Raw genomic sequence first — 12,947 nt, forward strand, 5'->3', positions numbered from 1 at the left:
CTGCAGGTTGGGATCAGATGATGACAAACGGCCCGTAGCCGCTACCGCCTGATGATAGGAGGTGTGCACCCGCCCGGTCCGGGGCTTGATCATCAGCGGCAACTTGTCGGTGTAAGTGGACTTGAGCTTGGCCAGCCCACGGTGCTCCATCAGCAGCTGCGGCAGCTCGTAGGTCTCCGCCAGCTCGGCCAGCACCTCTTCTGCGGTGGATGGCGCACCCTTCGGAGTCTTTTTGATGATCGGCAGGCCCAGCTTGGTGAAGAGGATCTCCCCAAGCTGCTTGGGCGAGGAGAGATTGAACTCCTGCCCGGCCAGCTCGTGAGCCTGTTTCTCCAGCTCCGCCAACCGCAGCTCGATCTCCTGACTCTGCTGGTGCAGCAGCTTGGGATCGATGGTGGTGCCGAGCAACTCCATCCGTGCCAATACCGGCAGCAGCGGCAGCTCGATCTCGCTGAATACCTTGGCGAGGCCAGGCACGGCCTCCAGCTGACCCCACAGGGTCTGGTGCAGACGCAGGGTGATATCGGCATCTTCCGCCGCATAGGGAGCGGCCTGCTCCAGCTCGATCTGGTTGAAGGTGAGCTGTTTCACTCCTTTGCCCGCGATATCTTCAAAGGAGGTGGTCTCGACCCCGAGGTAACGCTTGGCCAGCGAATCCATATCGTGACGACTGGCGGTGGAGTTGAGCACGTAGGACTCGAGCATGGTGTCGTAGGCAATGCCCTGCAGGTCGATGTCATGGTTGAGCAGCACGTTGCGGTCGTACTTGAGGTTCTGCCCCACCTTGAGACGGGTCGGATCTTCCAGCAGCGGTTTGAGCTTGCCCAACACCACGGCCTCGCTCAGCTGTAACGGTGCCCCCAGATAGTCGTGACCAAACGGTACATAAGCAGCCTTGCCCGCTTCAACCGCGAAGGAGACGCCGACGATCCGCGCCTCCATATAGTCGAGACTGGTGGTTTCGGTATCGAAGGCAAACAACGGTGCCGCTTTCAGCTGTTCCAGCCAGCCGTCAAACTCGGCTTCGTCCAGAATGCAGCGGTAGTCGGTTTCGATGGCGGCAACCGGAGCGGCGCTCTCATCGCCAGCCTCGTCCTGTCCGGCGCTCTCGCTCCCCTCTTCACCACCGGATTCCAGCTCCTTGATCAGGTTGCGCAGCTCGTATTCGCGATAGACCGCCAGCAGGGACTCCTTGTCGACCGGCTTGAGCAACAGCTCTTCCAGACTCTGTTCCAGTTCGACGTCGGTCTTGATGGTCGCCAGTCGATAGGAGAGACGAACCTGCTCCTCCTGCTCGCGGAACTTGTCGGCAAAGGCCTTGGAGCCACGAAAGCCGAGCGCGGCCACCTTGTCGAGGTTGGCGGCAATCTCGTCGATGCTGCCAATCCCCTGCAGCAGGGCCAGTGCGGTCTTCTCGCCGACACCGGTCATGCCGGGAATGTTGTCGACCTTGTCACCCATCAGGGCCAGATAGTCGATGATGAGCTCGGGCGGTACGCCAAACTTCTCGATCACCCCTTCCCGATCGGTCTTCACATCTTTCATGGTGTCGATCAGGGTGACATGGTCGGAGACCAGCTGTGCCATATCCTTGTCACCGGTGCTGATCAGCACCGGCAGCTGCTTCTCGGTCGCCTGGCGGGCCAGGGTGCCGATCACATCGTCGGCTTCAACCCCCTCCACCATCAGGAAGGGGAAACCCATCGCCTTGATCATCTGGTGGATCGGGGCAACCTGGCTGCGCAGATCGTCCGGCATGCTGGCGCGGGTCGCCTTGTACTCGGGATAGATGTCATCGCGGAAGGTCTTGCCCTTGGCATCAAACACCACAGCCACATGACAGTCAGGATATTGCTTGCGCAGGCTGCGCATCATGTTGGCCATAACACGGACGGCGCCGCTCGGCAAACCGGTCGATGTGCGCAGATCAGCCTGCTGGGAGGCGAAGAAGGCGCGGTAAAGATAAGAGGAGCCGTCGACCAGAATAAGGGGGTTGCTAGGGGCCATGAAATCGTCCTGCCAGAGATAAACAGCCGCTAGGATGCCACAGGGCCCCCCTCACACCAAGGGGCGCAGCAACAGCACACAGCGCCTGATAAAGGGACTCAGCCTGTGGATAACTCTGTGTTCAAAAATGGGGCGCATCAGAGCGCACAGTGATAAAACTGTGCATAAGAATATAAAAAGCCATTAAAAACAATGCATTGAGATCGTAAAAACCGATCGCAAGACAGTTAGAATGATCTCGATCAATGTGGAAAAAGATTTAAGGGAGTAGGTACGGCAGGATCCAAAACGAAACAATCCTAGCACAGCAAGATGACTTGACCAGCGGAGGGCGAGCGATAACCATACAAAAGTACAACAATCCATCCTGGCTCACATTTTCAACAACGAGGAGTTTGCCATGAAAAAAGTGGCCGTGATTTTGAGTGGCTGCGGTGTCTTTGACGGGGCCGAAATCCACGAGGCCGTCATCAGCCTGCTGGCGTTGGCCCGTCAGGGAGCCGCCGTCCAGTGCTTCGCCCCGAACGTGGCGCAGCTCCATGTCATCAACCACCTGACCGGTGAAGTGAGCGAGGGAGAGAGCCGCAATGTGCTGGTCGAAGCGGCCCGCATCTGCCGTGGCCAGATAAAGGATGTGGCCGAGCTGGATGCGGCCGATTACGACGCGCTGCTGGTGCCCGGCGGCTTTGGCGCGGCCAAAAACCTGTGCGACTTCGCTATCAAAGAGGCCGAGTGCCAGATCCAGCCCGATGTGCTGAAAGCGTGCCAGAGCTTTGCCAACGCCAACAAACCGGCCGCCTATATCTGCATCGCCCCCGCCATGATCCCGCTGATCTATGGCGCCGGGACGCTGGCGACCATCGGCCATGACGAAGGCACCGCCAACGCCATCGAGGCGATGGGTGGCAGCCATCTCAACTGCCCGGTCAACGAATTCGTGGTGGATCAGGAGCGCAAGGTGATCTCCACCCCCGCCTACATGCTGGCCAACAACATAGTCGAAGCAGCAGACGGTATCGAGAAGACAGTCAAGCAACTGCTGGCGCTGTAATCCTCACCCTGCCAAAAACAGACGGGCCGCTCATGGAGCGGCCCGTTTTCAATTCTGCCTGAAGGCGATGAATTAGATGGTTTCGCCCATCTGATCCATTTTGCCCAGCAGGGCACGCAGACGCTCCTGCCATGCAGTGTGCTCGTTGCGCAGCTGATGGTTCTCGTCTTGCAGCTTGCTGTTCTGCTCTTTCAGCTCGTCCAGCTCCATCTTCAGCAAGGAGATGTTGTCGACGGCGGATTGTACTTTGGATTCGAGTTGCTCAAGGACTTCAGTGACATATGCATACCTGTTTGTTCAATTGCGATGCCCCACAGAGGGCGATTCAAGCGCGTGAAGCCAGCATACCCCGAGCGCATCGGCACAAACAAGCCAGTGCGCTGTAAAATGCGCCTTCCATAGATGTATTGTCTAAATATGCGTCTATTTTTCTCGCATCCTGCGCCCGAGCCGCGACAACACACTGAACCGTGCGTAAAAGACCCCGCCGCCCGCGCATCATTTGCACCCTCCTGACGGCGCCGCCGTTATCCATGCAAGGCGATATAAGCCCCCAGCAACAGACAGGCGACCACATACATCAGCAGGCCGTAGAGCAGGTTCCAGCGCAGGATCAGCCCAGAACGGAGGTTGTAGCGGGACGCCAGCGCCAGATTGGAGCCGGAGAGCGGACTGGTACCGGTGGCAAGCCCCCACCCCAGCAGGAAACACATGCCGAGCAGGCTGGGATCCGGCGCCAGCGGCCAGAGCAGTGGCGCCAGCCCGGAGATACTGATGAGCGGATGCACCCCGACGATGGCCACCAGCAGGATCAGCAGCAGAGTGAGGGACGCCTCAAGCCAGCCAAAGTGGTTGAACAGTGGCAGGCCGTGGCCAGCGCCGAGATCGATGACCGACAGCGCACTGTTGATGCCTGCCGCCAGCAAACCGGCCCCCAGAAACAGCACCAGCTGACCGCCGATGGCGGGGAAGCGCTCCACTACCTGCCGCTTGAGGGCCGCCTTGCGCCCGGCCCTCGGCATAAAGAGCAGCGCCAGCAGCGGGGCCACCAGCGCGATCACCGCCAGAATGCCGAGCTGGGGCCAGACCTGCTTGATGAGCAGTACCAGCAACGCCAGCGTGACCGGCAGCCCCAGAGTCTGCAACCGCAGCGGATAACCGGCAAAGTCGGCCACCCCGATCCGCTCCACCTGCCAGGCGGTCAGTCCCATCGCCAGCAAGGCGGCGAGGATCCCGAACGGCAGAATATGGGAGAGCTGCAAGCCCGGCGCGTATGTGAGCGCCACCGCCATGGCGACAAAGAAGGGTGACCAGAAGGCGGCGGCACAGAAGATCCGGCTCAGTACCATCACCTGACGCCGCTCCAGGGTGCCATTGCGCTCCAGCCGATCGCCGATGATAAACAGCACCGAGAGATTGATGACCGCCCCAAGCAGATTGAGGCTGGCCATGGTGCTCCACAGCCCCTTTCGCCCGGTCCAGGAGGTGGTGCCGGTCAAGAGACCCGAGGTGGCGAGGTTGAGGGTGCTCACCGCGGCAAACATGGTGAGCATATTGATGTTGGGCAGCAGCCAGTCACCGGCGGTGAGGGTCGCTCCCTGCCACCAGGAGAAGAAGAGCAGCAACAGCGCCGCGCCATACAAGGCCAGCGCCTGCCGCTTGGCGGCCCCCACCAGCCAGGGCCAGGTGAGCAGTGATGCCCCCCAGGCCGCCATGGCCGCAGGCCAGGGGGAGAGCCCCAGATAGAGATGCAGCAGGTTGAGCAGCCACATCCCCAAAATCAGATAACCCGACCAGCGTTTGGCCATCGACTACTCCGGCCGGGAGATCAGAGACACTGATCCATATCCAGTGAAGGCTTGTCGCACTCCGGACGGCCGACGATCTTGGCGGGTACGCCAGCGACCGTGGTATGAGGCGGCACCGGGTTGATCACCACGCTGCCCGCACCAATTTTGGCGCCCACGCCCACTTCGATATTGCCGAGCACCTTGGCGCCCGCCCCTATCATCACCCCTTCGCGGATCTTGGGATGGCGATCGCCGCTCTCCTTGCCGGTACCACCGAGGGTCACGCTTTGCAGGATAGAGACATCATCTTCAATCACCGCCGTCTCGCCGACCACTATGCCGGTGGCATGGTCAAACATGATCCCCTTGCCGATACGGGCGGCCGGGTGCACATCCACCCCGAACACCACCGAGATCTGGTTTTGCAGATAGAGAGCCAGCGAGCGGCGCCCCTGACGCCACAGCCAGTTGGCGACCCGATACCCCTGCAGGGCATGGAACCCCTTGAGATAGAGCAGCGGGGTGGAGAAGAGGTCGACCGCCGGATCGCGCTCCTGCACGGCGCAGATGTCGGCCGCCACTACCGTCAGCAGCTCGGGCTCGCTGCGCAGGGCCAGCTCGATCACCTCGCGCAGGGCGATGGCGGGCATGGTGGCGCTGTCGAGTTTGTTGGCCAGCTGGAAGCTCAGCGCCGAACGCAGATTCTTGTGATTTAGAATGGTGGAGTGGAAGAAGCTGGCCAGCATCGGCTCCTGGGCCGCCATGCACTCCGCTTCTTGCTGAATTTTGTGCCAGGTTTTGGCAACCAGTTCATCCATGTTGCAGCCTACTGTTGTTCTGGGTGAGGGCTCTGTTGTTCTTTTGTCAGCACCGAGATGGGGTCCATGTGGATGATGACATCCATCCGCTCGAATGCCTGGCGTACCGCCAGTTCGGCTTCATCGGCGATCTGATGGGCCTTGACCAGGGGGATCTGATCATCCAGTTCAAGATGCAACTGTACGAATCGGGTCGGCCCGGATTGACGGGTGCGCAGGTCATGTACGCCGTGTACACCTTCTACGGCACAGCAGAGCGCCATTATTCTCGCTTGTTCTTCCGCTGGCAACTGACGATCGAGCAGGGCCTGCACCGACTCGTAGCCGATGTGTCCCGCCCCCCACAACAGGAACAGTCCAATCAGGATGGCAAACAGGCCGTCGGCCCAGTACCACCCCTGCCCCGCCAGCACCAGCGCCAGCAAGACACCGGCATTGAGCAGCAGATCGGAACGGTAGTGCAGCATATCGGCCTTGATGGCCACGCTGTTGGTCTTGCGAATGACAAAGCTCTGGAAGCTGACCAGCAGCAGGGTCAGCACGATGGAGCCGCCACTGACCCAGAGACCCGCCTCCAGCCGCAGAATAGGCGCCTGATTGAGCAGGGATGAAATTCCGTGCATCACCAGCAGCAGAGCAGAGCCGGAGATAAAGGCCGACTGGATGAGGCCCGCCAGCGACTCCGCCTTGCCGTGACCGAAGCGGTGCTCGTCATCGGCAGGGGCCAGCGCATAGCGAATGGCCAGCAGGTTGATGATGGAGGCACTCACATCCATGAAGGAGTCGGTAAGCGACGCCAGCAGGGTCGACGAGTCGGTCATCAGCCAGGCGATCAGTTTGCCGATGATCAGCAAGGTAGCGGTGGTGACCGCCGCTATGCTGGCAAAGGTCACCCAACGGGAATATTGTTGATGGCTCAAAACCGGCTTTCCTCTGGCGATGAAAAACTTATTATACCCTGACCCCGGCGTCAGTTTGGCGCGAAAATCTGCGGAATAACACCAGATGAACAGAATACTCCTGGTCGACGACGATCTTGAATTGACCCAACTGCTCACCGAAATTCTGACCCTGGAGGGATTTCAGGTCACGGTCGCCGAGGATGGTGAAGAGGGGCTGCAACGGCTGGCGGAGCAGAGCTTCGATCTGGTGCTGCTGGACGTGATGATGCCCAAGCTCAACGGCTTTGCCATGCTGACCAAGCTGCGCAAGACCCACGACACCCCGGTGCTGATGCTGACCGCCCGCGGTGACAGCCAGGATCGGGTTAACGGTCTGGAAGCGGGTGCCGACGACTATCTGGCCAAGCCGTTCGATGACAGGGAGCTGCTGGCCCGGGTACGCGCCATCCTGCGCCGTACCCAGAGCGCCCCGCCCCAGCGCGGCAACTCCTCCGACGAAGTTCACTTCATGGATATCGTGCTGCAACCCGGCCTGCAGCAGGCCCGCTGCGGCGAACAACTGCTGGAGCTGACCGCCACCGAATTCGGGCTGCTGGAGTGTCTGCTGCGTAATCCCGGCCAGATCGTCAGCAAGAGCCACCTCTCCGAGCAGGTGCTGGGCAAGAAGCTGGAACCCTTCGATCGGGCCATCGACATGCACCTGAGCAACCTGCGCAAAAAGCTGCCGGACCGCACCGATGGCCAGCCCCGCTTCAAAACCGTACGGGGGCGCGGGTACCTGTGGCTAGAGCAAGAATAGAGCGCATCAACTCCCTCAACGGGATCTCGACCCACATCTTCCTCTGGTTCTGGTTCATGCTGCTGGTAATGCTGGCCGCCGTGATCAGCCTGCCGACCCTGGATCCCCGCAACCAGATCCCGCTGCCGACCCACGAAGTGGCGCGGATGCAGAACAACGTGCAGGCCCTGCTCAACGCCGCCGAGCCGGATCAGGATTTCGATCTGGCCAAGGCGATGGACAAGATCGCCATGCTGCCGGTGGACAACGTCTACCTGCGCGACGAGAAGGGGCAGATCCAGTCCACCACCCATCCGCGCAAGTTCGTGGTGCGCTTTATGGTGGATGCCGATGACCCGGCCAATCCCATGCTGGGCAACGAGGATCGCAAGGCGATCGCCGGCCCCTTCCTGATGGAGCACCACGGCCATCGCTATCACGTTTATTTCGGCCTCAATGCCGAGAATCCCTACCTGTTCCTGTTTATTCAGGTGCTGGATCACCCGATCCGCATTCTGGGCATCTCGATGCTGGTCAGCACCCCGCTCTGCCTGCTGCTCGCCTGGCGGCTGACCCGCCCCATCCTGCAGTTGCAGAAATCGGTCTCCCAACTGGCGGCCGGCAATCTGGAGGTACAGATCCCCAACCTGGGACGGGGCGACGAGATCGGCCAGCTGGCGGATAACGTCAGCCGCATGGTGGAGACACTCAAGAGCATGATCCAGAAGCAGAAACAGCTGCTTTCCGATATCTCCCACGAGCTGCGCAGCCCCCTCACCCGGATGCAACTGGCGCAGGCGCTGATCCGCCGCAAGCAGGGTGACAGCGCCGAGCTGGCGCGGATCGAATCGGAGATCGGGCGGCTGGACAAGCTGATCGGCGATCTGCTGGATCTGTCGCGAGTGCAGCAGCATGTGGAGGCACCGGTGGTGCACCCGCTGGCCGACCTGCTGGAGCCCATCCTCGAAGATGCCATGTTCGAAGCAAACCAGAGCGGCAAACAGCTCAGACTGCCGCCGCTGCCCGCAGAGTCGATCCAGATGTGGCCCGAGCTGCTGGCCCGGGCGGTGGAGAATCCCCTGCGCAACGCCCTCAAGTATGCCCGCGAGTTCATCAAGGTGGACTGGTATCGAGAGGGACTGGAGTGGGTGATGACCATTCGGGATGATGGCCCCGGAGTGCCTGACGAGCAGCAGGCGCTGCTGTTCCAGCCCTTCTTCCGGGTCGATGATGCCCGCAACGCCAAGACTGGCGGCACCGGGCTGGGGCTGGCCATCGCCTCGGAGGCAATACAGCGCCACGGCGGCACCATTGCGGCCAGCAACAATCACCCGACCGGGCTGACCATCACCATCCGCTTGCCCATCGCCTGATCCTTTTCATCCGGACGGGCGCTGGGTATGCTGGCGCCCCTTCTTGGCTTTACATCTCTTTGCAGGAGCTCGTCATGCTCGATATCGTCCTCTACCAGCCGGAAATTCCGCCAACACCGGCAATATCATCCGGCTCTGCGCCAATACCGGTTACCGGCTCCATCTGATCGAGCCGCTGGGATTTGAGTGGGATGACAAGCGGGTAAAGCGGGCGGGACTCGACTATCACGAATTTGCCGAGGTGAAGCGCTGGCCGAGCTATGAGGCTTTTCTGGCTACCGTGGCACCCAAGCGGGTGTTCGCCTGCACCACCAAGGGGCGCACCACGCACTCGGCAGCCCAGTATGCCCTTGGCGACGCCCTGCTGTTTGGCCCGGAGAGTCGCGGCCTGCCCATCGAGATCATCGAGAGCCTGCCGTTCGAGCAGCGGCTGCGCATCCCTATGGTGCCCCAGAGCCGCAGCATGAACCTCTCCAACGCGGTGTCTGTCTTTGTCTACGAGAGCTGGCGCCAGCTCGGCTACGACGGTGCCATGTAAGCGCCACCGATGATCAGTGGCGGGCGTCGAGCAGATGCCCGCTGCGCTCCAGCCGCCAGCAAGTGACCCCCAGCGACAGACCGCGCCCCACCATCAGCGCCGCCATCGCCGCCCATAACGCGGCCACGCCCCACGACTGACAGAGCCACCAGATCGGGAAGAAGCCGCCAAACGCGGCCAACAACATGCTGTTGCGCATCTCCCGCGCCCGGGTCGCCCCGATAAATACGCCATCCAGCAGGAAGCACCAGACCGCCAGCAAGGGCATGGCGATCAGCCAGGGAAGCTGACGATGAGCCTCCGCTACCACGGCCGGAATGTCGGTGATATAGCCGATAAGGTGGGCACCAAAGAGGGCAAACACCAGGGTAAAACCACTGGCAATGAGGGCGGCCCAGCCCAGATTGAGCACGATGGCCTCCCGCAGTTTATGCCGATCCCGCTGACCGATGGCTCGTCCTACCATGGCCTCCACCGCATAGGCAAAACCATCGAGTCCGTAGGAGATAAGCATCAGGAAGTTGAGCAGCACCGCATTGGCGGCCACCGCCACATCCCCCAGCCGCGCCCCTTGCAGAGTCATGAAGGCGAAGCAGAGCTGCAAACAGAGGGAGCGCAGGAAGATATCGCGGTTGAGGCCGAGCAGCCGCACCATGGGCGCGAGCTGTCGCCAGCGCTGCCAGCCATCCTGCCACACCGTCGGTGCCAGTTGCCGCAGTTGACGGCGTACCAGCCAGATCCCGACTGCCAGCGCACAGTAGTCCGCCATGACCGAGGCCGCCGCCACACCCCGCACCTGCCAGCCGAGCCCCAGCACAAACAGGGCATCGAGCGCCATATTGACCAGATTGGTGAGGATCAGCATCACCATGGGGCTGCGGGCATCCTGCATCCCCAACAGCCAGCCCATGACCACCAGATTGCAGAGCGCCGCCGGGGCGCTCCAGATCCGCACCGCCACATATTGGCCCGCATAGAGCTGCACCTCGGGCGAGCCGCCACTCAGAGCGATCAGTCGTGGCAACAGGGGGAAAAGCAACAACAGCAGCGCCAGGCCAAGAGCAATGGCCAGCCCCAGCGCCCGCAGCAGAGTATCTAGCTGAGCACGACCGTCGGCGGCGCCGTGCGCCTGCGCCGTCAGGCCGGTGGTCGACATCCGCAAAAAGCCGAGCAACCAGAAGATGAGGTTGATCAGGGTCGCACCGACCGAAACGCCCCCCAGAAACCAGGCCTGACCGAGATGACCGATCACCCAGGTGTCCACCAGCCCCAGCAAGGGGGTGGTGATATTGGAGAAAACCATGGGCAGGGCGAGCGCAAAGACGGCGCGGTGGCGAGAGGGATCTCGCCACCAGGGGGCAACAGCTGGGGTCACGCTCAGTGGCCTGCCAGCTTCAGAATGCGGGCGAAGTCAGAGAGCATGGTGGCCATCTGCACCCGGGGCACCTGACCCGGCGCCACCTGCGGGCGGAATACCGCCTGCAGCTTGCCCTTGGGATTGATGAGCACGATGGAGGCGGAGTGATCGATCAGGTAATCCTTCTCCCCCTGATTGGCGATGGAGTAGATGAGCCCCAGATTGCGCACGAACGGGAACAGTTTGTCGTGGGGGGCGGTGGCCGCCTTGAACTCGGGATTGAAGAAGGCGGTATAGGTCTTGAGACGTGGAATATCATCACGCTGGGGATCCGCCGAGATAAACACCACCTGACTGTCGGGCGCCATCTTCTTCAGCTGGTCATAGACGGAGCGCATATCTGCCAGCGTGGTGGGGCAGATATCGGGGCAGAAGGTGTAGCCGACGAACAGGAAGGTCCAGTGCCCCTTCAGGTTGGCAGGAGTGAACGGCTGGTTGTCCGCATCGGTAAAGGCAAAATCATTGATGTCCCGCCCCGCCGGATAGTAGTCGGCCTGTTCCGGCTGCTCTGGCTGCGTGGCGTAGAACACCAGGATCAGGCAGGCTGTCAGCAGCAGAAAGAGCAGGGGATAGCGGAGCTTCATCATAACAAGAGACCCTTTCAGTTCAAGGCAGATGGCCAGCAGTGACCGGACAAGAGGGGGGCATTGTACCCCAGCGAGCCGTCAAGGTGGTTCAACCTTGTGCAACGCCCTGTCAGGAGTCGACCATTTGGCATAATTAATCACCAATTTCAGCCATAAAAAAACCGGCCCCCTCGGGTGCCGGTTATGGGTGGATTTGTTTGTCTCTTCTGCTCAGGGGCGAGCGTTACGCCCCTGCTGCAATATCTTGCCGATGGCCCGCACGCCGATGGGAATAACGGGGGCCAGCCAGCCCTCTTCCCCCTGGCGATCACCGTGACCACGCTTGAACAGCAACACCAGACGCACCACCTTCTCTTTCGGACATCCCAGCCAGAGCGTCCAGTGCGAACCACGATGGTGCAGCCAGAGACCGTAAAACCAGGTCATCCGGCTACCTTTGACGAAACGGGTGATTGACGATTCCGCTGGCGCAGCCCCAGCCTCTGAATCCCATGGCGATCTTGATGCCATACCAGTCCTCCTTGACCGACAGGTCATGTTGCTTCGTCGGCCTGAACTGGGAACAGGCCCGTCACGACTATCTGCAACCATTACGAGTGGTCCCCTTTGCCTGACAAGGCTCGGGGTCTCCCCACTCCCCCTTCATATCCCGTGAAGGTGTACTGCCCGATTCTCGTTGTTACCGGCCCTCCCGTCCTGCGCATTGCGATGGTCAGAGGGAGGCGCCAAGCCCGGCCTCGGCGACAGGGCACTGATCTGAGCATATATCTGAAATGGATGATTGGTAGCCGGTCGCGCAGGACAAAAATGCCGCCACCGATGATCTGTTTGATATGACAAGGAAAGTGCGCCAGAAACAGCACGGCCTCCCGAAGGAGGCCGTGTGGCAAACGCAGTTGGCGGGGATGATTACATCCAGTCAGCGTTGCGGATCACCCCGACAGCCAGCCCTTCGATGGTGAGCTGCTGGCAGGAGAGATCCACCTCGATGGGGGAGAGCTCTTCATTCTCCGGCAGCAGCCATACCTGACTGCCCTTGCGCTGGAAGCGCTTGACGGTGACATCCTCATCGAGACGGGCGACCACTACCTGACCGTTGCGCACTTCCTGGGTCTTGTGCACCGCCAGCAGATCGCCATCCAGAATACCGATGTTCTTCATGCTCATCCCCTGTACCCGCAGCAGAAAATCTGCGCGCGGATGGAACAGGGCGGGATCAACTTGATAGTGGCTCTCGATATGCTCCTGCGCCAGGATGGGTTCACCGGCAGCCACCTTGCCGATGAGCGGCAGGCCGATCTCTTCCAGCACCTCTTCCTCTTCGAGCAACAGGCGAATGCCGCGGGACGTGCCCGGCATGATCTCGATGACCCCTTTTTTGGCCAGGGCCTTCAGATGTTCTTCGGCCGCATTGGCCGACTTGAAACCAAGCTTCTGGGCAATCTCGGCACGAGTCGGCGGCATACCGGTCTCGCTCATGTTCACCTTGATCAGCTCCAGCACTTCGGCCTGGCGGGGGGTAAGGGGTTTCATAGAATTGGCACCTGTCTTTTTATACAGCACACTGGCAGTATATACAGTGCAGTGGCCAAGGCAAGGCGCAGCTGACATTTGTCGCAACCAACCCCTCATTTACTGCTGTTTTGATCCTGCGCAGCCGACTCATCGTACCTCTCGGCGACAAGG

The 12,947-nt window shown here is 60.9% G+C and carries 11 protein-coding genes and 2 pseudogenes (1 of these 13 running past the window's edge); 4 read left to right on the forward strand and 9 right to left on the reverse strand.

The annotated features are described in order from the left end of the window. Window positions 1–2,007, reverse strand: partial view of a DNA polymerase I gene (gene polA, locus ACTG2O_RS02965; RefSeq protein ID WP_202006046.1) — the 5' portion only. The gene continues 759 nt to the left of window position 1, outside the view; 2,007 of the gene's 2,766 nt are visible here — the first part of the coding sequence; the start codon lies at window positions 2,005–2,007; its stop codon lies off the left edge, out of view. Window positions 2,008–2,407: 400 nt separating this feature from the next. On the opposite strand from polA, the gene elbB reads away from it, so the two are divergent. Beyond that, window positions 2,408–3,058, forward strand: coding sequence for an isoprenoid biosynthesis glyoxalase ElbB (gene elbB, locus ACTG2O_RS02970; RefSeq protein ID WP_107683342.1), 651 nt, complete (start codon window positions 2,408–2,410; stop codon window positions 3,056–3,058). A gap of 72 nt (window positions 3,059–3,130) precedes the next feature. Here elbB and ACTG2O_RS02975 read toward each other — a convergent pair. From ACTG2O_RS02975 to fieF, 4 genes and pseudogenes are all read right to left on the reverse strand, one after another. After that, window positions 3,131–3,345, reverse strand: a pseudogene (locus ACTG2O_RS02975) (cell division protein ZapB). Window positions 3,346–3,585: 240 nt separating this feature from the next. Then, complete coding sequence (locus ACTG2O_RS02980; RefSeq protein WP_439975317.1) at window positions 3,586–4,866, reverse strand: hypothetical protein; 1,281 nt, start codon at window positions 4,864–4,866, stop codon at window positions 3,586–3,588. A gap of 20 nt (window positions 4,867–4,886) precedes the next feature. After that, window positions 4,887–5,666, reverse strand: coding sequence for a serine O-acetyltransferase (cysE, locus tag ACTG2O_RS02985; protein WP_005339552.1), 780 nt, complete (start codon window positions 5,664–5,666; stop codon window positions 4,887–4,889). An 8-nt stretch (window positions 5,667–5,674) separates the two neighbouring features. Beyond that, window positions 5,675–6,586 (reverse strand): cation efflux pump FieF, encoded by a 912-nt coding sequence (gene fieF, locus ACTG2O_RS02990; RefSeq protein WP_005339551.1) that lies wholly within the window; start codon window positions 6,584–6,586, stop codon window positions 5,675–5,677. 85 nt (window positions 6,587–6,671) lie between these two features. Here fieF and ACTG2O_RS02995 point away from each other — a divergent pair, with 85 nt between their 5' ends. The 3 genes and pseudogenes from ACTG2O_RS02995 to trmL all read left to right on the forward strand — a co-directional run bounded on the left by ACTG2O_RS02995 (window position 6,672) and on the right by trmL (window position 9,257). Next, window positions 6,672–7,367 carry a response regulator gene (locus ACTG2O_RS02995; protein WP_005339549.1) on the forward strand — a complete coding sequence of 232 codons (696 nt, stop codon included), beginning with the start codon at window positions 6,672–6,674 and terminating at the stop codon, window positions 7,365–7,367. Beyond that, complete coding sequence (locus tag ACTG2O_RS03000) at window positions 7,349–8,719, forward strand: ATP-binding protein (RefSeq protein ID WP_005356054.1); 1,371 nt, start codon at window positions 7,349–7,351, stop codon at window positions 8,717–8,719. The genes ACTG2O_RS02995 and ACTG2O_RS03000 overlap by 19 nt, the downstream gene beginning before the upstream one ends. 74 nt (window positions 8,720–8,793) lie before the next feature. Continuing rightward, window positions 8,794–9,257: pseudogene (gene trmL / locus ACTG2O_RS03005) on the forward strand (tRNA (uridine(34)/cytosine(34)/5-carboxymethylaminomethyluridine(34)-2'-O)-methyltransferase TrmL). Window positions 9,258–9,270: 13 nt separating this feature from the next. Here the strand turns inward: trmL and dinF are convergent. The 4 genes from dinF to lexA form a co-directional block, all read right to left on the reverse strand. After that, window positions 9,271–10,632 (reverse strand): MATE family efflux transporter DinF, encoded by a 1,362-nt coding sequence (dinF, locus tag ACTG2O_RS03010; RefSeq protein ID WP_019446523.1) that lies wholly within the window; start codon window positions 10,630–10,632, stop codon window positions 9,271–9,273. Between the two features lie 2 nt (window positions 10,633–10,634). Next, the gene (locus ACTG2O_RS03015) at window positions 10,635–11,261 is read right to left on the reverse strand and encodes an SCO family protein (protein ID WP_005339543.1); all 627 of its coding nucleotides are present in this window, start codon (window positions 11,259–11,261) and stop codon (window positions 10,635–10,637) included. 210 nt (window positions 11,262–11,471) lie between these two features. Next, window positions 11,472–11,687, reverse strand: a complete 216-nt coding sequence (locus tag ACTG2O_RS03020; RefSeq protein ID WP_421334209.1) for a hypothetical protein — start codon at window positions 11,685–11,687, stop codon at window positions 11,472–11,474. A gap of 483 nt (window positions 11,688–12,170) precedes the next feature. Then, window positions 12,171–12,794, reverse strand: a complete 624-nt coding sequence (gene lexA, locus ACTG2O_RS03025; protein WP_421304394.1) for a transcriptional repressor LexA — start codon at window positions 12,792–12,794, stop codon at window positions 12,171–12,173. Window positions 12,795–12,947: the final 153 nt, after the last annotated feature.

Origin of the sequence: Aeromonas sp. 61P, from assembly GCF_051919545.1 — a bacterium.
GTDB lineage: Bacteria > Pseudomonadota > Gammaproteobacteria > Enterobacterales > Aeromonadaceae > Aeromonas > Aeromonas veronii.

Bases quoted from the DNA above. Each gene is read 5' to 3' on its own strand.
- ACTG2O_RS02980 (WP_439975317.1), bottom strand. From the start codon at position 4,866: ATGGCCAAACGCTGGTCGGGTTATCTGATTTTGGGGATGTGGCTGCTC.
- ACTG2O_RS03015 (WP_005339543.1), bottom strand. From the start codon at position 11,261: ATGATGAAGCTCCGCTATCCCCTGCTCTTTCTGCTGCTGACAGCCTGC.
- ACTG2O_RS02995 (WP_005339549.1), top strand. From the start codon at position 6,672: ATGAACAGAATACTCCTGGTCGACGACGATCTTGAATTGACCCAACTG.
- lexA (WP_421304394.1), bottom strand. From the start codon at position 12,794: ATGAAACCCCTTACCCCCCGCCAGGCCGAAGTGCTGGAGCTGATCAAG.
- ACTG2O_RS03020 (WP_421334209.1), bottom strand. From the start codon at position 11,687: ATGACCTGGTTTTACGGTCTCTGGCTGCACCATCGTGGTTCGCACTGG.
- cysE (WP_005339552.1), bottom strand. From the start codon at position 5,666: ATGGATGAACTGGTTGCCAAAACCTGGCACAAAATTCAGCAAGAAGCG.
- elbB (WP_107683342.1), top strand. From the start codon at position 2,408: ATGAAAAAAGTGGCCGTGATTTTGAGTGGCTGCGGTGTCTTTGACGGG.